The sequence below is a fragment of the Armatimonadota bacterium genome, from assembly GCA_039679645.1.
In the GTDB taxonomy this organism is placed as follows: Bacteria; Armatimonadota; UBA5829; order UBA5829; family UBA5829; genus UBA5829.
This window is the reverse complement of sequence record JBDKUO010000009.1, coordinates 98,899-121,082: the sequence shown is the minus strand read 5'-3', so window position 1 is coordinate 121,082 and position 22,184 is coordinate 98,899. Positions and strand designations below refer to the sequence as shown.

Sequence of the window (22,184 nt, the reverse complement as noted above, 5' to 3'; positions counted from 1 at the left end):
GCACATTCAATTCCATGCAGCCTCACTAAATTAACCTCAGCGCATCTACGCTCCGATGTTCGAACCGCTCATCACCGATCAGATATTGCCTCAATAGCTGTTGCTATGAGTCACAAAAGAAGTGCGATAGTGGCTGTGACAAAATAAATCTGCACAAAACCGCACAATTCCATTGACAAACACGGATGAGCATGGTAAAACAAAGGTAAGTCATAGAGTCAGGATAGTAAGCTAACTTTCTGAATCCTTGACAAGTGGCCGGTAAGTGAGAGTGCGGGTGAGCCACCTCTGTATTGGAGGTGGCGCTCGCCCGCAAAAAAGTGCTGAGAACCTCAGAGAAGGCTCCTGCACTGAGAAGAAGACGAGGTGGGGAATAGCAGACACCATGAATGCGGCCGGATAAACCATTCCCTTTTTCGTCAGTTCACTTCGCACGCTGTGAAAGTCCGTGCGTCAGACTAACTCCACAAGGAGTGACATGTTAGAAAGGAGACTGCAAGATAATGCAAAAAGCAAGATGGATTACACTGTTGGCCATCGTCTGTATCTGTGTAATGTCGATATCGGCATATGCGCAGCTACCGTCGACAAACTGGCCAAAATCCGGGCGTGACTACTACAACAGCAGCAAGAGCCCGGCAACTTCAATTGCAAAGCCGGCTCCGAGTTGGCGGCATACGATTGAGGTGGTTCAGGGTGAGATTCCCTCATACGAGGGTGTCAAAATCGGTCCTGACGGAAACATATACGTTCAGTGGGACGACTATTTCGGTCTGGGCAAGTATTCTTCCGCAGATGGAAGTCAGATGTGGCAGGCCTCTGGTTTTACCTCCAACGATAACCATGGCTGGTATAACGGTCCGACAATCTGGAGCAATGGCACCACTGAGATGATCCTCGCCTGGATGGGCGGTGAAGATGATGATGGCGGCAACCCTCCAGTTTACTCCAACTCCCATGCAACGATAGGTGCTGGAAATACGAGCACCGGTGCGTTTATATGGGAATCCGAAGCCCTCAATGATCCGAGCACAGGCCACTCGTCGCTGGGCGGATATCGTGGTTATGGTACCAATTCTTCCGCGGCTGTTGGTCCTGATGGTACCATATATTTGGGCAATATGCTGTATTCATTTTATGGCCCCTATGGCCCCCTGAAGGCGATTAACCCGTCTAACGGCACGGTCAATTGGACTTACAACACATACGGCGTGGGTCGAAGCCTCGGCTCCTGTGCTGTCAAGCAGGTAAGTTATGGCGGCGGATTGAAAAACGTCATCTACAATTCCGGCGGCGTATACTATGAAGAATGTGCTCCTGGCGAGTTCATGAACGATTTATTTGCAGTGCGCGATGACGGCACAAATGCAACCCTGCTCTGGACAGCCGACTATACCAACACCGGATTCTTCACATCAGGCCCGGTGCTTTCAGGTGATGGAGCAACGCTCTATGTAGCAGGCCGCGATGGCTGGGCATGGCATAGCGAAAACACCAATGTCATTTATACCTATCCGGACACTCTGTTTGCATATAATGCCGACACTGGTGCAAAGAAGTGGTCGATACAGACCGGTGGCACACACGCAGTATCTCCTGCGCTTGGCGCCGACGGTACGATATACGTTGTCGGCGGTCACTTTAGGACCGGCGCAAAGACTGACGTGCCTCCGATCAATACTCCGGGCAAGGTCATTGCCGTCACAGATAACGGCAGTTCCGCTACGGTCAAGTGGACATATGAACTGCCTGATGATGTCGATTCCGATACCTCGGCTTTAGCGACAATCAACACGACACCGACTGTTATATATGTTGCAACCGGTAACGGCAGACTCTTCTGCATACAGGATCAGGGCACTTATGGCAAGCTCCTCTGGACCTGGCAGGCAACTGATCTGAAGTTCTGCTGCTGGGGCAGTGTAGGTTATACACCGCCGACACCGGCTGTGGCTGATGACGGCACATTGTATGTTGCCTTCAACGATCAGCTCTTCAAGTTCCCGGCTGGTTTCAATCCCAACAGCCCTGAAGGCATAAGTGGAACAGTCAAGGATGCCGACGGCAATCCTATTGCAGGCGCATGGGTGTCCGCATCTACATCTACCAATCCTCTTGCCGACAACGCAAGCAGGTTCTGGACGAAGACTAACCCTGATGGTTCCTATCAGATATCGCCGGACACCGTCGGCACATACTATGTGGCGGCGAGTGCGGTCGGTTACGAGGGAAGCGCTAATCAGACAGCTGCCATCAATGCATTCACAGATAAGATCACCAAGGACTTCACTCTTGGTAAGGCTAAGTTCAACTGGGCGATTGGTTCCAGTGTAACCAGCACGGATGAAAACAGCAGCTATCCGGCTGTCAACATTGTTGATGGATTTGCGACCGGGGACACTGCTACTCGTTTTGCATCAACAGGCTCAGCTCCTGTTCTGACCATAGATCTTGGACAGGAAAGATCAGTAAATGAAGCTGTGATCTACTCCTGGTGGATGTGTCCGAGCAGCTATTCATTGGAATACAGCAAGAATGGCACTGACTGGACAACTCCGGGTATATACGGAAAACCCTACGAAACCACAGCAGGCAACGGCGGTTTCCCGATTGACTGGTATGCCGCCGATCCTACGATCTCCGGTCCTCCATATGCTGCCGTTAATGTCGGTCCTGGCGGACAGAAGACCGCTGTGGCTGTTATCAAGTTCCCGTCTGTGAGCGCACAGTATTGGAGACTAAACGTTAGTGCAGCCAGTTACGGTGTTGTAGGAAGCTATACTTCTACAAAGAATGGATCACCTTACGCATCTATCTGGGAAGTCGAACTCCGCGACCCGTCAAAGGAAGCGCTTGAGCCTACTATCGCAGGTGCAAAGTCCGGCGAAGAAGGTGATCCAGTCAAAGTCAACGGCGCGGTAGTCACTGCTACTGCTGGCGGCGGCGTGGCTACTGACACGATCTTCGTAGAGGAAGCAAACCGCACAGCAGGCATCAAGGTTCAGATGACCGGCATGCCGGCGACGATACAGTTTGGCGACAAGGTCAACATTGCCGGTAAAATCTACACTGCCAATGGTGAGAAATACATTGCTGCTACCTCTATTTCCCGCGCGACGACGACCGCCTCTCCTGACGGTCCTGCGGTTGCCGAACTCAGCATGAACAACAAGGCTGCTGGTGACAGCGTGTCTCAGGGTATGTTCATCAAGACATGGGGCAAGGTCTCTGACTCTGCAACCGGCAGCTTCAAGATCAGCGACGGTTCTGCTTCGCCGATCAAGGTACTGTGCAGCAGTACGGCTACCATGCCTGCGGATAATGATTACATCAGAGTCCGCGGTGTTGTCGGCAAAGATCTTGACGGCACGGTTCTCTACATGAGAGATGAGCGGGCAGACTGGGCCTATGATTCGGACGATATGCACGCTCTGCCGTTTACCGGCGCATACGACTATCCGATCCAGTATCTGGTGCTCGGTCCGTATACGGATGAGGGCAAGACCAGAACTCAGCTTCTTGCTGAGGACTTCATTGGAGAGACATCGATCGGCACAACGATTATGCCGGCTGATGGCCTTGCGACCGCGGGCAAGACTTGGTTCACAGCGACAAGTGCTGACGGCATTCTGGATCTGAATGCTGCGTTTGGTGGAGTGACACCGAATGCAGTTGCATACGTATACCTCTATGTATGGTCCGAGACTGCTTCGCCAAGCGTTGGATTGGTGACTGGTTCCGATGACGCACTTAAGTATTTCGTCAACGGCGCTCAGGCATTCAGTATTGACGCAGCACGCGGTTGCACCATCGGTATAGATGGTCCGACTGCTATCACGCTGAATAAGGGTCTGAACAGTATACTGTTCAAAGTTGTCAACGGTGATGGTGGCTTCGCTCTTGCAAGCCAGATAGTTGATGTCGAGGCCTATGGAGGAACCGGGTATGGTGGTTACACTCCATTCGCCGGACTGGGCTACTCACTCAACCCTGCGACTCCGTAGGGCAAACGACAAAATGTGCGGATTCTTCGCACACAATAGATAACGAAATCAGGTGGGGTCAACAGACCCCACCTGATTTCTCATAAAGCCCCCTCGTTTTACAATGCAATATGATCTATTTGCATCAGCAATTCTATTCCTCCGGTTAGCGACATTTTAATTATGAAATATTTTGCATAACGCAGCAAATTCCCTATTGACAAACAAGTAAAGAGAAAGCATAATGCCCTTGTCACATATGCTGTAGCATTAACTGTAGCGCAGATTGTAAAATCGTCAATCACTGTAATCCGTAGAAAGCGCGCATAACCGTTTTTCGTTACAGTTTGATCATTTTTCGGTGGCGTACTGCGTGTTTCTCAGCTAATATCCTGGTACGCATCATTAAAGCGTAGTGGCCGTGAAAGAGGACGCCGCCTCGAAAATACGAGGCGGCTACTCCTCGGTAAATTATGCGTTGAGGGCTTCAAAGAAAGCCCCCTCGTATTCGTGAAGGGAGGATTTCATTACCGGAGTTTTTGCGCAAGCAACAATGTTTGTGCTTAACCATCTCTACAACAAAGAGATGACAATAAGAGAGGAGAGGACATATAATGCAGAAAGCAAAATGGATCGTGTTATTGGCAGTAGGCTGCATCCTTGCGATGTCAATATCGGCATACGCACAGATACCGAGTAAAAACTGGCCGAAGTCCGGACATGACTATCACAATAGCGGCCACAACAGCGCAGCTACATCAATTGCAAAACCTATTCCTGAATGGCAGGTGAATGTTGATGCACAAACAACTCCAGCCCGTTGGAATACGGATACAAATAAGTCGGTTACCCATAACGGTATACAAACTGATCCGGATGGGAACATTTATCTATTTGCCGACTTTGACTTTGCGCTTGCTAAGTACGACACCAACGGGAACTTTATATGGTACAAGACCAAGGCCGAAGTAGGCTATGATGATAGTGTTGTGGCTTTTAATGGTATTACCATTTGTGGCAATGACACAAGTTGGTCGATACTGAGCCCACTTGGATACCTTCCGTCATCTCATGGGTTAATTAAAAAAATCAATGCAGATGGAACAATCCCAGGCTGGATAACCTCACCGAAAATCAATACGTATATCTGCACATATCCGGGATATGCAACTTCTCAGACACCATTTAGTTGCGATTCCAATATTGCAGTCGGTCCTGATGGAACAGTATACTGGGGTAATATGAGGTGCTCTCCTGCTGATCCGCAGGGTCCGGTGATGGCATATAATTCGCTGGATGGAACTGAGAAGTGGCATTTCAACACAGCCAGTAAAGGCCAGGGCAGAATGCATGGATCATATGCAGTAGGCTACCTTGGTGGTAATAACATTATCTATAGCACTGGTTTTCAATGCTATGAGCATTCCGTTAACGATGGCATTCCCAGCATTATTGCATTGCGCGATGATGGAACTGCCTCAACATACCTTTGGGGCGTAGCAGGAAATACTAATGCTGGTTGTTTCCAGGGTGCTCCAGTGCTCTCCGACGATGAAAGCACGGTATATTGCGCCGGCAAGCAGACCTATATGCAGAGTAGATCAGCGATCAAAGTCGGTTTTGTTTGCAGTAATCAGTTTGTTGCATATAACACATCAAATGGTTCTGTGAAGTTCAAACTTGCTACTGGTGGAAACCATGCCTATTCACCTGCACTCGGTTCAGGTAATATGATATATGTGTGCGGCGGAACCAACCCAGGATGCGATAGTGGCTCTTCATGGTCATATCCTCCTGGCAGCAATCCAGCCGGTAATCTGGTTGCCATTTGGGATGGCGGTCAGAACAATGGTGTTATTAAGTGGACTATGGTTTTGCCGGATGATGGCGCTTCCGATACAACGGCTTGTGCCACTATTACCGACAACGATGGCAAGAATGTAATTTACCTTGCTTCCGGAAACGGCCGAATCTACTGCATAAGGGATGAGGGCGAATACGGTAAGATTCTTTGGGAGTACTTTGCTCCTGACCTGAAATACACTACTTGTTCGACCAGCTGTACCATGGTTCCACCCAATCTGGCAATAAATGATGATGGGTCAGTGTTAGCCGTCCTGAAGGGCAGAATGTTCAAATTCCCGGCAGGTTTCAGCATCAGTGCTCCTGAGGGTATAACCGGAACGGTTAAGGATGCCGATGGCAACCCGATTGCGAATGCATGGGTATCAGTAAGTACATACTCGCAGCCATTGGCTGATAACCCCAATAGAATGTGGACAAAAACAAACGCTGACGGCACCTATCAAATAACGCCGAAGTTTGATCCCGATGCCACATTCCCGGTATCGTATAATGTTGCTGCCTGTGCGCTAAATTATGAGGGCAGTGATAATATTACAGTTACATTTTCAGCCGCAAATACAAAAATATCCGGCACAGACTTTACTCTAGAAAGTGCCAAGTATGACTGGGCAAGGACTGGCACAATCACTGCATCAAATGAGAATACCAGTTATCCGGCAGCCAATGCAATTGATGGATTGGTAACAGGTAGTTGGGCTACTCGCTGCCAGGCCACTTCTTTGCCTGTAACCTATACGATTGACCTTGGATCGCCTCAGAAAATAGACGAGGCTGTGATCTACTGGTGGTGGATTGCCGGTGCTTCATACACTCTGGAGTATAGCACGGACAACGGTGTAAATTGGAACCCAGCGTATGCAACCACAGTGACTGATAACCGCGGGTTCCCTGTTGATTTTTACGGTGCCAATCCTACTGTTGCATTTCCGGTAAAGATCACAGCAGGTACAAACATTGGTGGTCAGAAGACTGCTGTCGATGTTATCAAGATCCCATCGTCTGTTCCGGAAGCACAGCTCTGGAAATTAACGATTACGTCTGCCAGGTATGGTGTAGTCGGCGGCGTCACAAGCCTGTCATCTGCTTCCACACCATCTATGTGGGAGATCGAACTTCGCGATCCATCGAAGGTTGCTGCGCAGTCAACAGTTGGTGGCGCACGAGCACTTGAAGTTGGTCAAGCAGCTATCATAAATGATGCTGTCGTTACAGCAACGTGCGATGGAGGTGGTGTTCCGACCGACACTATATTCATAGAATCAGATGATCGTAATGCAGGTATGCGTGTATACAAGAGCGGAGTATCCTCCAGTATACACTTCGGTGATAGGGTTTATGTGTATGGCACTGTTGCTGTTACTGCTGACGGTGAGAAATATATAAATGCAGGCACGGTAGCTCGCCTGACAACAACCACCGACCCCGCCTGTCCATTACCTGCCGATATGGCAATGAACAACAAAGCCGCTGCTGATGCAATTAGCCAGGGAATGCTTGTCGACACTTGGGGCAAGGTCTCCAATTCCACGGCAGGCAGTGGAAACTTCGCAATCAGTGATGGCTCTGCCAGTCCGATCAAGGTACTTTGCAGCACGACTATGACTCAGCCCGTCAATGATGACTACATCAGAGTGCGTGGCGTTGTGGGTAAGGATGCCGACGGCCCCGTTCTCTATATGAGAAATGAGAGAGCTGACTGGGTCTACGGAGCAGATGACATGCACGCCCTGCCGTTCACGGGCGCATATGACTACCCGATCCAGTATCTGGTGCTTGGTCCGTTCACCACTGATCCTGCTCCAACCAATGCTTACGACCTGATTGATGAGGACTTCATCGGTGAGACATCAATCGGCACGACGGTTATGCCGTCTGCGGGTCTTACAACCGCAGGCAAGACCTGGACTGTGGGGACAAGCGCTAATGGCATACTCGACATCAACTCAGTGCTCGGAGGAACCAATGCCTCTTCAGCGGCTTATGTTCAGCTGTATTTGTGGTCCGAGACCGAGGCGCCTGCTGTGGCGATAGTAACCGGTTCTGATGACTGGTTGAAGGTATATGTCAATGGAGTCCTGCAGTATACGAAGGATGAATCGGAATTTCCTACTGGTCGAAGCTGCGCAATCGGGCAGGATGGTTCATATAACATCACTCTTCATCAGGGCTTGAACAGCTTACTCTTTAAGGTTGTAAACAACACCGGCACGTTCAAGCTTTCCAGCCAGTTCGTTGACAGCGATTCCTATGGAGGCACCGGTTATGGTGGTTATACTCAATATATGGCCACTGGACTGGGCTACTCACTCAATCCTGCGACTCCGTAGGGCAAACAACAAAACGTGCGGATTCTCCGCACACAATAGATAAGTGAAATCAGGTGGGGTCAAATCGGCTCCACCTGATTTTTGTAATATCAGCCACACCAGGCCACTGCGGCGATGAATCCACCACACACGCTAACTGCCAACATCCAATTAAAAAGAACTAAAAAGCACTTACATGCTGCAGCGTTTATGACAGCAAGTGATGTATTAATAGCGATACAAAATATCACCTCAATAAAGTACAAGAGATCGGTTAAATAGCAACTGAAATATCAATTATGTACATATTTGTGTTGACGACCCGTAATCACCATGGTATAGATGGTAGTGATGAGTCAGTAGCCGTTGAGGAAAGCTGACTGCAATCCGGTGGCCGGATTGGCAAGTGCGAGAGTGCCGCCTCGGATCTTGGGGCGGCATTCAGCATCGAGCAATAACGGATAATAATCTAGATGCAGTGAACAGTTGATAACACAACAAGAAACTGGCGGAACACATATCCGTAAGTACTTGCTGGTTTGTGCCTAGTCATGCGTAAAAGTATGCCTCAGGCAAACTGCATATTAAAAAGTAGTGGCCGTAAAGCACAGAGAAAGCCGCCTCACATTGCGAGGCCGCTGCACTTTGGCTAATTCAGCGTTGAGGGCTTCAAAGAGAGTTCCTTCGCAATTGAGTAAGGAGGAGACATAAAGGCATGCGGAACCCGGAAAGAAAGCACAAGATTAGCTCCATATCCGGAATAACCGCTCAGAAAATTCTACACTTGGATAAAAGTATAAACAGCAGTTTGTTTATGCACGTTTGTTCTCACTTAAAAAGTCACTAAAAGAAAAGGAGAGGAAGTAATGCATAAGACAAGATTTATCGTATTATTGGCCATAGTCTGCGTCTTCGTGATGTCAATACCGGTATTCGCGCAGTTGCCGACTGCCGGTTGGCCAAAGTATCAGCACGACGCATACAACAGTGGCCGCAGTTCCGCTACGGTAATAGCTAAGCCGTATACGGAGTGGTCAACTGCCGCCGGTTTTGCAATAACCCGTGCGGGGTTAGTGCTGGATTCGAGTGGTAATGTTTATGCTATGTCGCAGTATAATAACCCATTGGTGAAAATCACTTCCGGTGGAACTGTCGACACAGGATTTACCTGGACTGCGGGTTCAACGACAGCAAGCAGTGCTAATAGAAACGGCCCATTGCTGTTTGATGACGGCACAAGCCAGTACGTTGTCATAGGCCCCGGCAGAAGTGCTGCAGATGCCACTATGGGACATACATTTGCAGGATACATGTCAAACGGCAGCAGCGCATGGAGTTCCGATCTTTATTCGACATTCCCCGGCTCCATCGGAAACAGCTATACCAGCCCTGCGGTGGGAGAAGATGGAACCATCTATACCCATGGTCAGCAGTGGACCTATAGTGATGATGGTCCGATCGTTGCCCTAAATGCTAATGGAACCACAAAGTGGACGTTCAATGCTCCTTCAGCCTCAGGGATGAACAGCCTCGGCTTCGGCGGTATCAATGGCGCGCTTGCAGTGCAGCGGATACCGGCCAGCGGCGGCGTAGCTGCTCATAACAGGATATTTATCTCCGGAGGCAACCACTTCGACAGCTATGATCTAGCTTATCGCAGTGCTCGGCATAAATATCAGGTGATTGCCATCGATGACATGGGCACTTATGCAGAGTTAGTTTGGGGTGCCTACAATCCCTGCTATTCATACGGCCCTCCTTCAATCTCGAATGACGGCAACACCGTGTATGTCACCGGCGGTAACTCCTGGGAATACTGTGACGGTCACAGCCCGATAGCATATACATACAATACGCTGGTTGCGTATGATGCCGAAACAGGCGGCAACAGGTCCACCTTTAGCAATCAAAGGTGCCCTGGCGATGGCGTTGTTACTGATGGTAGAGCTGATGGTTCGTATTGGGCAGGTGATGCCAACATTCCTGACAACTCCGGTGAGGTGGATTGGATTACCAACTACAAGGACACAGGCGGTCCCAAGTGGAAACTAGACACCGGTACTGAAAGTGTGTTCCCGCCAGCTATCGGCGCGGATGGCACACTCTATGTTGCCAGCTCGTTCATTTATAGCCAATTGACCAGCAAGCTGGGACGAGTCGTTGCTGTCACTGACAATGGTGACCATGGCACTATCAAGTGGGCTTTGGACCTGCCGGATGACGGTTCGTCCGAGTGCTCCAACATCGCTGTTACCAACACCAACCCGGCTGTTCTTTATGTAGGCACGGGCAATGGTCGGTTGAGTGGCGGTCGCATCTATGCCATTAAAGATATGGGCACTTACGGCAAGATCCTTTGGACCTATCAAGATATTAATGAAGGCGCTGCCGGTAAGTGGCCTCTTTATCTTGCGCTTGACGATAGTGGCAACCTCTATGCGGCAATCAACAACTTAGTAAGAAAGTTCCCCGCCGGATTCGACGTTAACAATCCGAACGGTATCAGCGGTTATGTCAAGGACAGCGCCGGTAATCCTATTAATGATGCCTGGGTATCAGTAAGTACGAGCGGTACCTTATACCCACCGGCAGGTGGCGATAAACAGAGGATTCGGACACGGACAGATGCCGATGGCTACTACCAAATGGGTATCGCGGCCGCCGGTACATACTATGTTGCGGCAACTGCTCCCAGCTACAAGGGCACTACCCTTTCGGGCAGTCTGAGAGCAATCTATACTGCGACAAACCTATCAAACGTTAATAAATTCAACCTAACACTTGTACCGGCTGGTTTCAACTGGGCTTGGGGCGCAAACGCAACCTGCTCGAATGCAGATGCCAGTTACCCCGCAAGCAATGCAGTGGATAATGATCTTAACACTCAGTTCAGGGCTACAAGCCTGCCTGCGTCTCTCGTGATTGATCTTGGTTCCGCCAAGACCATCAACGAAGCCGCTTTCTACTGGGGATCAGACTTTGCAAGTGCATATACCGTACAATATAGTAATGACCAAGTGACTTGGACTACGGCTAATGCATATACCGTAGCAACAGGCAATGGTGGATATCCATTGGATTGGAATGTCAGCACCACCAATCCTGGTAATACTGGTGCGCCGTACATGAAGACCGGATATAATGTACTCAAGCTCAATGCCGCTACTGCTAGATATTGGCAGATAAACGTCACAGCAAGCGCCTTAGCGACAACCGGTGCCGCAGCGACCGACGTATGGCTTTGGGATGTTGAGCTTCGTGACAGCACATTAGCGGCGCAGCCGGCTACCATTGCTGGAGCAAGGAATACTCCTGACGGCGCCCCTGCCAAGTTCGACAATGCGGTTGTTACCAACGTTGTCGATGCCAATACGCTCTTTGTTGAATCCGCGAACCGCACAGCCGGTATTCGCGTCAACAAGACCGGCGGAACTGCCGGTATTTACTTTGGTGACAAAGTCTCCGTAAACGGAGTAGTAGGCAGCAGCAATGGCGAGAAGTACATTGCGGCAACAACGCTTACCCGCACGACGACAACTCAGTCACCTGACGGCCCGGCAATCGCTGAGCTTAGTATGAACAACAAGTCTGCTGGTGACAGCGTGTCTCAGGGCTTGTTCATCAAGACATGGGGCAAGGTCTCAGATTCTACGCCCGGCAGCTTCGTGATCAGCGACGGTTCCGCTTCGCCGATCAAGGTGATCTATGACAGCAGTGCTTCGTTTGCCCTGCCTGTGGATAATGATTACATCAGAGTGCGCGGCGTTGTGGGTAAGGATGCAGACGGCACTGTTCTCTATATGAGAAGCGAGAGAGCCGACTGGGCTTATGACTCAGACAATATGCATGCTCTGCCGTTCACCGGCCAATACGACTATCCGATCCAGTCTCTGGTGCTTGGTCCGTTCACTGATGCCAACAAGACCATGGCCGAGCTTTATGCTTGGGATCCAATCGTAGAGACAACCATCGGCGATTCGGTGAAACCGGTCGCAGGACTGGAAACCGCAGGCAAGACATGGTTCGTTGGAACAAGCAAAGACGGCATACTTGACCTCAATGCGGCATTCGGAGGAGATGATACCGAAAGTGGCGCTATCTCTAAATCTGTTGCCTATGTGTTCCTGTATGTCTGGTCCGAGTCTGCAACTACGCTTGACGCTACTGCCCTTGCAACAGGCTCCGATGACTGTTTGAAGGTTTACGTCAATCAGTCAATTGTATCCGGCGCAAGCTACTACAGTGATGCTGGACGCGGAGTCGACATCGGTCAAGAAAAAGGTACAATCACCCTTAATCAGGGTTTGAACAGCATACTGCTCAAAGTCGTCAATGGCAGTTCTGGCTTCGCTGTCTCCAGCCAGATAGTTCCGGCGGATTTTGAAGGTTATAATGGTTATGGGTGTTATGGTCCATATACGGCCACAGGACTTGGTTACTCACTCAATCCTGCAACTCCGTAGGGCAAGCAACATAAGACGTGCGCATAGTCGCACTGACTAACGTAAAGCAGGCGGGTCAACATCTGACCCGCCTGCTGCTATTACAATATGTTAAGCCTGGTTTTCGACATTATGCTCCAGCCGTGAACAGACCATATGCTGTAGCAATTTTATATCCTGCTTAATATTGCAGGCGAAATCTAAAGAAAAATTGCATAATTATAGTTGACAGCAGCCAATCACCATGGTATACATTATATTGAACAAGTTACTCTGGTTTGCAAGCATTCCACGATTCGGGTAATGAGATTTGCAGTGCAGGTCTCAGGCGGAAAGATTCGTATAGAGCGCTGCAAAAGATATTTTCAAAACACTCTCATTCCACCTTGACAGGCAGACAATCACATGATACATTGCATCCAATAGGGTGTGCATAATGGTATGACAAACATACGTATTGCATGGCGGTTGTCTTTTATCTTGATAGGTGGGCTAATACATTATAGGGTACAACCATTTGGTCTTGTTGAGTGGTATGATAAACATACATATGCAATAAGTTTGATTACGAGTTGTCTGTGGCAGGCTGCAGATTTGAAGATATAGTGGCCGTAAAGCACTGAGGACGCCGCCTCGCATTGGGGCGGTTGATCCTCGGTAAATTATGCGTTGAGGGCTTCATAGAGAGTCCCTTCGCAATTGATAAGGGGGGTACATAGAGGAAGGCGGGAGCCGGACTTGGTGCAAAATCTATTCCAAATCCGAAATTACCGCACAGAGAATCGTGTAAACAGACTAAAGCATGAACCGCAAGTCGTTTTTGCTTGAACGTTCACTCCAGTAAAAATTTTGCAAAGGAGAGAAAGTAATGCGCAAAGCAAGATGGATTGCAGTATTGGTCGTCTGTGTCTGCATAATGTCGATACCGGCATTTGCACAGTTGCCTTCAAGCGGATGGCCAAAATATCAGCGAGACGCTTACAACAGCGGGCGCAGTCCCGCCACGCTTATCGCAAAGCCGGTTGTCTCATGGACATACAGCCTTGGCTTCATGCCTTCTGTTACCGGCCTAGCGATAGATGGATCGGGTTACTGTTACGTAATGTCAACGGGTCCGGACGATGTTGTGAAGATCGCCCCGAACGGAACAGCAGCCACAGGTTGGGCCTGGACTGTTCCCGATATCGTAGGATCAACGGTCACAACCAACCGCAATGGTCCGACACTCTTTGACAACGGCACCAATCAGAGGATCCTTGTTGGTCCAGGTAGGAGCGCAACCACAAATGCGAAGACTTACGCAGGCGTGATGGGCTCAGGATCGCTGGATTGGACGACTCCGTTCGCCTACACTGACTACTACAGCGCCACAGCCAACACCTATACCAATGATGCTGTGGGAGAAGATGGAACCATCTACACCCACACTCAGGGAGGCACCTATGCCACCGTTGACGAGTGGGGACCTCTCTTTGCCCTAAACAGTGACGGCACCTACAAATGGATGTATAACAGCTTTATTGTTGCCGGGACAACGTATTTTAACGGCATCGGCGGCTGCAACGGCACATTCGCCGTTAAGAGAATCCCGGCCAGTGGAGGAGTCCCTGCTCACAACCGTATTTTCATCTCAGGCGGTGAAAGATACGCGTATTGGCAAACACGGACGAGTATTCATAAATATCAGGTGTACGCTATTGATGACATGGGCACCTATGGCGATCTGGTGTGGGGTGCATTCTGTGAGAACGCATATGGCCCTGCCTCTATCTCAAATGACGGAAGCACATTATATGTAGGCGGTTCGGACAACTGGGGATCATATGCCACACCCGCTAGTGGCTATCCTACTCCGACACCGAATCCGGCGAACTGCGCCTCCACATTATATGCATACGATACCAACACTGGCGGAAAAGACCCAATTGATGCATATAAAGGCACAGGTGAAGCCAAATGGGCTATCCATACAGGCAGCCAGCACATACACCCGCCCGCGATAGGCGCTGACGGGACTCTCTATCTCTCAAGCACAGGCGCAGTTCTCGCCACCGCCATAAATGGATCTACCTTTGATGAGAGCTATAAGTATTTCAGGACCAACGTTGGGAGAGTCATTGCAGTAACGGACAACGGCAACAGCGCAAGCATCAAGTGGACACTTGAATTGCCTGACGACTGCTGGCAGGACACCTCCAACATCGTGGTCGCCAACACCGATCCTCAGGTGCTGTATGTCGGCACAGGAAAAGGCCGACTTACCACCGGCGGACGCATCTATGCCATAGCCGATATGGGCGATCATGCGGAAATCCTCTGGTCATACCAGGGTATCAGTGATTCCGCAAATGCATGGCCGAGATATCTTGCGCTGAATGACAATGGCGACCTCTTCGCAGAGTTCGGTAAATACATAAAGAAGTTCAGTGCCGGAACCGGCTTTGATATAGATAATCCGAACGGAATCAGCGGTTATGTCAAAGACGCAAACGGCAACCCCATCGCAAACGCATGGGTTGCCGCATCGACTTCATCGGATCCTCTGGTGTATAGTGTCGGAAGAATCCGAACCAGAACTAATGCTGATGGCTACTATCACTTAGGCCTGGTGAATGCAGGAACTTACTATATTGCGGCTACGGCCCCTAATTACAGCGCCACTGATGATCAGACTGTGACACTTACCACAACCTCCGATGTAGTAAAGCAAAACTTTACTCTTCAGCCGGCCGGTTTCGACTGGGCTTTGGCAGCGGATGTGACTTGTCCGAACTATTTGGCAGGATACCCGCCCACCCGGGCAGTCGACGGCAGCACTTCATCGCTGTTTGCAATTGCAAAGACATATATGCCTTCGGCATTTACTATCGATCTTGGCGCTGCCAGGACTATAGACGAGTTGGCAATCTATTGGGAACAGGGCTGGGGCACATCCTTTACCATAGATTATAGTGACGATAGCTCGACATGGAACAATGTCAAGACATTTACAAACAATGATGGCGGGTTTGTTCAGAGCGTCTATCTTCAGAACAACCCGGCAAACAAAAACACTACTTATCCCATCCAGAAATGTGGATATGGAGTTGTCAGGTTTGCGCCTCAGACAGCTAGGTATTGGAGAATGCGCACCACCGCTGTTGGCGGGACAGGAAGCAACTTAGTATTCTGGGAACTGGAACTGCGCGAATCCACACTCGAAAGACAGCCGTTTACCATTACCGGAGCCAAAAACACTCCCGAGGGTGGTGGAACAGTCATATCGAGTGCGGTGGTTACGGCTACACCGGGCGGCGGCGTGCCGACCGATACTATCTTCATTGAGACCGCGGACCGCACTGCCGGCATTAAAGTCCATATGACCGGTTTGTCGACGACTGTTCAGTTCGGCGACAGTGTATCAGTTGCAGGAAAGGTCTGCACAGACAGCTACGGGCTAAGGTACGTGGAAGCTACTTCCATCACGCGTCTTACAGCTACAACCTGTCCTGACGGCCCTGCAATTGAAGAGCTCAGCATGAACAACAAGGCCGCTGCGGATAGCGTGTCTCAAAATCTCTTCATCAAGACATGGGGCAAGGTCTCCAATTCCACGACCGGCAGTTTTAAGATCAGTGATGGTTCTGCTAAACCGATCAAAATACTGTGCAGCAGCACGGCTGCCATGCCTGCGGATGACGATTATGTCAGAGTCCGCGGTGTTGTGGGTAAGGATGCCGACGGCACGGTCCTCTACATGAGAGATGAGAGGGCAGATTGGGCCTATGGTTCGGACGATATGCATTCCCTGCCGTTCACAGGCACATATGACTATCCGATTCAGTATCTGGTGCTTGGTCCGTTCACCACTGATCCTGCTCCAACCAACGCTTATGACCTGCTTGATGTGGACTTCATCGGCGAGGCATCAGTAGGAACGACAATTAAGCCTGCTGAAGGTCTTGAGACAGCAGGCAAGACTTGGAAAGTCGGAACAAGCGCCAGCGGCATTCTCGACATCAACTCAGTGCTCGGTGGAACGAATGCATCGTCAGCGGCTTATGTCCACCTGTATGTATGGTCCGATACCGAGGCGCCTGCTGTGGCGATGGTAACCGGTTCTGATGACTGGCTGAGTGTCTTTGCCAATGGAGCCCTGCAGTATTCAATTGACGAGACAACAAACTCAGGTATGTATGCTACAGGTAGAAGCTGTACAATCGGGCAGGATGGTCCATATGACATCACTCTTCATCAGGGCTTGAACAGCATACTCTTCAAGGTTGTAAACAACATCAGCACGTTCAAGCTTGCAAGTCAGTTCGTTGACAGTGAATCCTATGGAGGCATTGGTTATGGCGGATATAATCCGTACATAACCACAGGACTCGGCTACTCGCTCAATCCTGCAACTCCGTAGGGCAAGCGACATAAGGCGTGCGCATAGTCGCACTGACTAACTTAAAACAGGCGGGGTCAATTCAGACCCTGCCTGTTTTTTTGCGCTAAAAACTTATAAAAATTAGCGATGCGGATGCGCTATGGATATTACAGCATATAGCACACCATATGGCATAACAGTATTTGTATTATATAAAACACTATGATGATATATATTTTGATTGACATAACCCGACAATCATGGTATAAAGGCTAATGTCGAGCTAAGCACATAGATGTAGTGCGCCTTCTGAATAGCCGGCAACACTGTATTATAGTTAAGTGCAGTGTGGTTTTACATCAGAAAGACATGATTGAAATGAAACTGACTGAAAACATATCCGAGACTGTCTACGAACGACTGCGCGATATGATTGAATGCGGAAAACTGAAACCCGGCATGCGTCTAATACAGCGTGATCTTGCTCGGATGCTTAATACAAGCAGCATTCCTGTCGCAAAAGCAATATGCAGGTTGGAGCACGATGGGCTAGTCGTATGCGAACTCAATCGGGGCGCACAGGTCAGAGACTGGTCAGTTGATGAGATAGAATGCGCGATCATGATCAGATCGTCTATGGAGCAAATAGCTGCCGGATTTTGCGCGATTCGGGCAACCACCCAGCAGCGCGAAAAGATCAAGGAACTTGCCAAGGCATTCACAGATTGCGCGATTGTACAGGACACCGCCGGCTGTCTGAAGGCGGATTCCGACTTACATGCTTTCATTGTGCAGTGTTCGGGTTCACAATTGCTTAGTCGGACTCTCAGCAATTCCCGTGTAATTACAAACACAATCCGCAATGCAACGTGGCTGAGGCTGCCGGTATGCTGTCCAAGTATTCATGATAGTCTTGTTGATGCCATCATCTCCGGTGATGAAGAACTCGCGAAAGACCGTGCGAGAGAACATGTTGAGGAAGTGCTTTCCGATTTGTGCCGGGTCATGCATGAAAGCATGCCTAGGCCAAAAATAATGCAGTTTGCCTGATTCTTGCAATAGTCGATAATTCTCTCCCGGTGTCAAGTATGCCGATTGCAGTAAAGTGTGAGTGTGAGTGCAAGTGTGAGTATGAATTGCCTAAGGCAGGCTGCAGATTTGAAGATATAGTGGCCATAAAGCACAGAGAAGACGCCGCCTCGCGATGCGGGGCGGTAGGCTTCTCGGCAGATTTCGCGTTGAGGGCTTCATAGAAAGCCCCCTCGCAACCGAGAAGGAGGGGACATAAAGGAAGGGCGGACCCCGTGAAGAAATATCCCAATCCCGGAATAGCCGCTCAGAAAATTATCAACTAGTCAAGTATAAGCACATCAATTGTGCTTAATCATTCTTGCCAAAAACGTCACTATAAAAAGGAGAGAAAGTAATGCAAAAGACAAGATGGATTGCAGTATTAGTCTTGATCGGTGTTTTGGCATTATCGCTGGCAGCGATAGCACAGATACCGACGGCTAACTGGCCGAGATTCCAGCGTGATGCTTACAACAGCGGACGCAGCCCGGCCACAACAATCGCAAAGCCAGTATTGAAATGGCAGCGCACACTCACCATAGATTCGGCTTGCTCAACGACCGCCTGGTCGGACGTCGCCAAGTGCGGAATCATCGTTGATCCTGACGGAAACGTGGTTGTGAGCTGTTCTAGGCCCTGGTCACTTGCCAAGTTTAACTCATCAGGTGTATTGCAGTGGAACACTAGCATACCTACCCTCTGTAAACCGGGCGACAACAATTACGACGCCATGCTGGGCGGCCCTGCTGTCACTGGCACAAACAGCAACTATAGCTACCTGGCTGGACCCGGGTTTGATGCATCCGGAAACGGGACCAACCTTTTTATGCATGACATAAATCCGGCTTCAGGAGCTTCTGCGTGGTCTATAAACTGCGCTCTCAAACCAAACTCCTGGAACAGATATGCAGCCTGTACTCCTACAGTTGCAGCCAATGGCGAAATTTATGTCACCACAGCCTTTAGCTCATACGGCGACCTGAGTGGAATGGTTCAGGCAATTAATCCGACCACCATGGCCCGAGACTGGGGCTATGGAGATTCCCAAGATAGTGGCGGAAACTTCCAGCCCACTTTGGAAAGTGGTGTAGGACCCGAAACCGGAACGTGCCTTGTCATTCCGATGGATGTAAGCGGCACGACCAAGAACGTGATCTTCAGGGGCGGTGGATGGATTTACGATTGGACGACCATTACCAGCCCGAATTACATCCCGCACAAGAGCTTTATGGCCCTTGCCGACAACGGCACTGGTGTACAACCTACACTCCTTTGGCAAAAAACATTCGGCTTCCATAGAAGCCAGCCGGTCATGTCCAATGACGGAACTAAAATGTATATTGCCGGTTTCGACCAGTGGTATAACAATGGCTCAGCTACCGACCATGCATGCAAGGAGCTGACTTCATTCAGCCCGCTCACCGGTGTAGCTAATTGGCAGATCGATCTTCCCACCAGTTGTATGTTCTCACCGGCTGTCGGCGCGGACGGAACCCTGTATGTTACCGGTTCCGCCATAGACCCGATCCCGACAAACAATCAGGGTTCCAGAGTGAGATATAATCCCAGCGGCAGACTGGTCGCAGTAACAGATAACGGCACTTCCGCCACAATCAAGTGGACCCTGGACATGCCCGGCGAACTGGGCGCTGATATGTCCAATGCTGTTGTTATCAGCAACAGCAGCCATAAGATCGTTTATGTGGCTGCTGGAAAAGGTCATGTATACTGCGTTGAGGACCTTGGAGATCATCCAAAGATTCTCTGGGCTTATAACGCAAACATCTCCAACTATATCCAGCCGAATGGATATAACATATCCTGTGGCACAAACCGTCCAATAGGCTCATATAATGTTCCTATCCCCGGCAGCCTTGCATTGGCTGACGACGGCACACTCTATGCCGGATGGGCTGACCAACTTTTGGCATTCGACACAGGATACGACACAAACCAGTCTTACGGAATCCACGGCACCGTTACGGATGCCAATGGCAATCCGGTGGCTGGCGCAATGGTATCTGTGTCAACATCAGATCATCCGCTGATTGATAACGCTGACGGCATCTACACGACAACCAACTCGGACGGCACTTATCAGGTGTCGGTCGGTGGAGTCAGCGGCAGCACAACATATTATGTGTCCTCCTGGAAAGAAGGCTATGCCGGCACTGATGCGAGCACAGTGACCCTTAGCAGCGAGACAAGCTCTGCTACGGCTAACTTTACGCTCAACAATGCAAAATTCAACTGGGCTTTGCTTGCAACAGCAGCATCAAACAACGTATATTCAACATATACTGCAAGCAAGGCTACCGATGGCGTTTTCAGCACTTGGTTCCAGACGCCTCCTGAAACCACAGCCAACTTCATTAAGAATATGCCCACATACCTTCAAGTGGACTTGGGGCAGGATAGAAGCCTATCCGAAGCCACTGTGTATTGGACATATGCTAATGCTAAATCCTATAGTATAGACTATCTCGCTGACGGGCAGGATCCGGCGACAGGGACATGGAATACACTCTACAGCACCACAACCGGTACTGGTGGGTATCCTACATCCTGGACAAGCAACGCCCTAAGCAATGCCGGCAGCATAACCTCTGTCCTTGCCGGCACTGGCACAGCCACAATGAAGGTCTTGGTCAAGATGCCTTACACTGCTGCTGCGGATACCATCAAGTTCCCCAGCACCTCTGCAAGGTACTGGCGTGTATATGCCACAGCGTCTAGCAGCAATGCTTATACGCAGCCTCAGGCATACCGTGACGATCTTAAGACCACTCAGTACATTGGTATTGGTGAGATAGCGCTCCGCGACACAACACTTGGTACGCAGCCGTACGCTATACCGGGAGCAAAGAACACTCCTGATGGTGGTGGTACAATCATCCCCAGTGCAGTAGTTACTGCTACACCCGGCGGCGGCGTGCCTACCGACACAATCTTCATTGAGACCGCGGACCGCACATCCGGGATCAAGGTCCATATGACCAGCATGCCGACGACTATTCAGTTCGGCGACAAGGTTTCTGTCGCAGGTAAAGTCTATACGACTACCGGTACCGATGAGAAATATGTCGAAGCAACGGCAATCACACGTCTGGCAACCACAACATGTCCGGACGGTCCGGCACTTGCCGAACTTAGTATGAACAACAAGGCCGCTGCTGACAGCGTGTCTCAGGGTCTGTTCATCAAGACATGGGGCAAGGTTTCCAACGTTGGGACCAGCAGCTTCAACATCAGTGACGGCTCCGCCTCGCCGATCAAGGTGCTGTGCGGCGGTGAGTTCACGATGCCTGCCAATGACGATTACATCAGAGTTCGCGGATGTGTAAGTAAGGATACGGACGGAACCGTTCTCTACATGAGAAACGAGCGAGCCGACTGGGTCTATGACTCAGACAATATGCATGCTCTGCCGTTTACCGGCACCTACAAGTATCCGATCCAGTATCTGGTGCTTGGTCCGTTCACAGCAGGCACGGACAAAGTGACGAACCTTGATACAGACTTCATTGGTGAGTCGAGTATCGGCGCCACTGTCTTCCCGGTTGAAGGTATGACAACTGCCGGCAAGACCTGGTTCAAAGCGACAAGTGCAAACGAGAAACTCGACTTGAATGCAGTGCTTGGCGGAACCAATATCAACTGCGCTGCCTACGCGCATATTTATGTCTGGTCTGACACTGAAGCGCCTAGTGTTGTTTTGGTGTCGGGTTCTGATGACGCGCTGAAGTATTATGTTAATGGTGGCACAGAAGTGTTCCGCACCGAAACAACTCACTTAATCGGCGGTAATTCTTGTCCCATTACACTGCATAAGGGCTTGAACAGTATTCTGTTCAAGGTAGTTAATGGTACGGGTGCATATACTCTAGGAAGCCAGATAGTTGATAGTGAGTATGCTGGAGGCACCGGCTATGGCGGATATGCTCCATATCCCGGCCTTGGCTACTCACTCAACCCTGTGACTCCGTAGGCTAAGTTAATACGTAATAAGTGCGGGTGACCGCACTGACTAAATGAGCAGGTGGGATCAATTTTGATCCCACCTGCTTTTTTGTGCGCCCGGCATATTTTTATCCATCGAATGCATGACAACCTCCAAGAATGCTACAGCAAATAAGCCATCACATAGCACTACAAA

At 49.9% G+C, this 22,184-nt stretch carries 7 protein-coding genes; all 7 read left to right on the top strand.

Annotation, left to right across the window (positions count from 1 at the left end):
* Nucleotides 1-503 precede the first annotated feature (503 nt).
* The 7 genes from ABFD83_01870 to ABFD83_01840 all read left to right on the top strand — a co-directional run bounded on the left by ABFD83_01870 (nucleotide 504) and on the right by ABFD83_01840 (nucleotide 22,016).
* Entirely contained in the window at nucleotides 504-4,004 is a 3,501-nt protein-coding gene (locus ABFD83_01870; GenBank protein ID MEN6355812.1) for a carboxypeptidase regulatory-like domain-containing protein, read from the top strand.
* Nucleotides 4,005-4,597: 593 nt separating this feature from the next.
* Complete coding sequence (locus tag ABFD83_01865) at nucleotides 4,598-8,176, top strand: discoidin domain-containing protein (protein ID MEN6355811.1); 3,579 nt, start codon at nucleotides 4,598-4,600, stop codon at nucleotides 8,174-8,176.
* Nucleotides 8,177-9,021: 845 nt separating this feature from the next.
* The gene (locus ABFD83_01860; GenBank protein ID MEN6355810.1) at nucleotides 9,022-12,618 is read left to right on the top strand and encodes a discoidin domain-containing protein; all 3,597 of its coding nucleotides are present in this window, start codon (nucleotides 9,022-9,024) and stop codon (nucleotides 12,616-12,618) included.
* A gap of 847 nt (nucleotides 12,619-13,465) precedes the next feature.
* Nucleotides 13,466-16,996, top strand: coding sequence for a carboxypeptidase regulatory-like domain-containing protein (locus ABFD83_01855; protein ID MEN6355809.1), 3,531 nt, complete (start codon nucleotides 13,466-13,468; stop codon nucleotides 16,994-16,996).
* Nucleotides 16,997-17,326: 330 nt separating this feature from the next.
* A complete protein-coding gene (locus ABFD83_01850; protein MEN6355808.1) occupies nucleotides 17,327-18,007 on the top strand; it encodes a GntR family transcriptional regulator in 681 nt (226 codons plus the stop codon).
* A 38-nt stretch (nucleotides 18,008-18,045) separates the two neighbouring features.
* Nucleotides 18,046-18,210, top strand: coding sequence for a hypothetical protein (locus ABFD83_01845; protein MEN6355807.1), 165 nt, complete (start codon nucleotides 18,046-18,048; stop codon nucleotides 18,208-18,210).
* Nucleotides 18,211-18,383: 173 nt separating this feature from the next.
* Nucleotides 18,384-22,016, top strand: coding sequence for a carboxypeptidase regulatory-like domain-containing protein (locus tag ABFD83_01840; protein ID MEN6355806.1), 3,633 nt, complete (start codon nucleotides 18,384-18,386; stop codon nucleotides 22,014-22,016).
* Nucleotides 22,017-22,184: the final 168 nt, after the last annotated feature.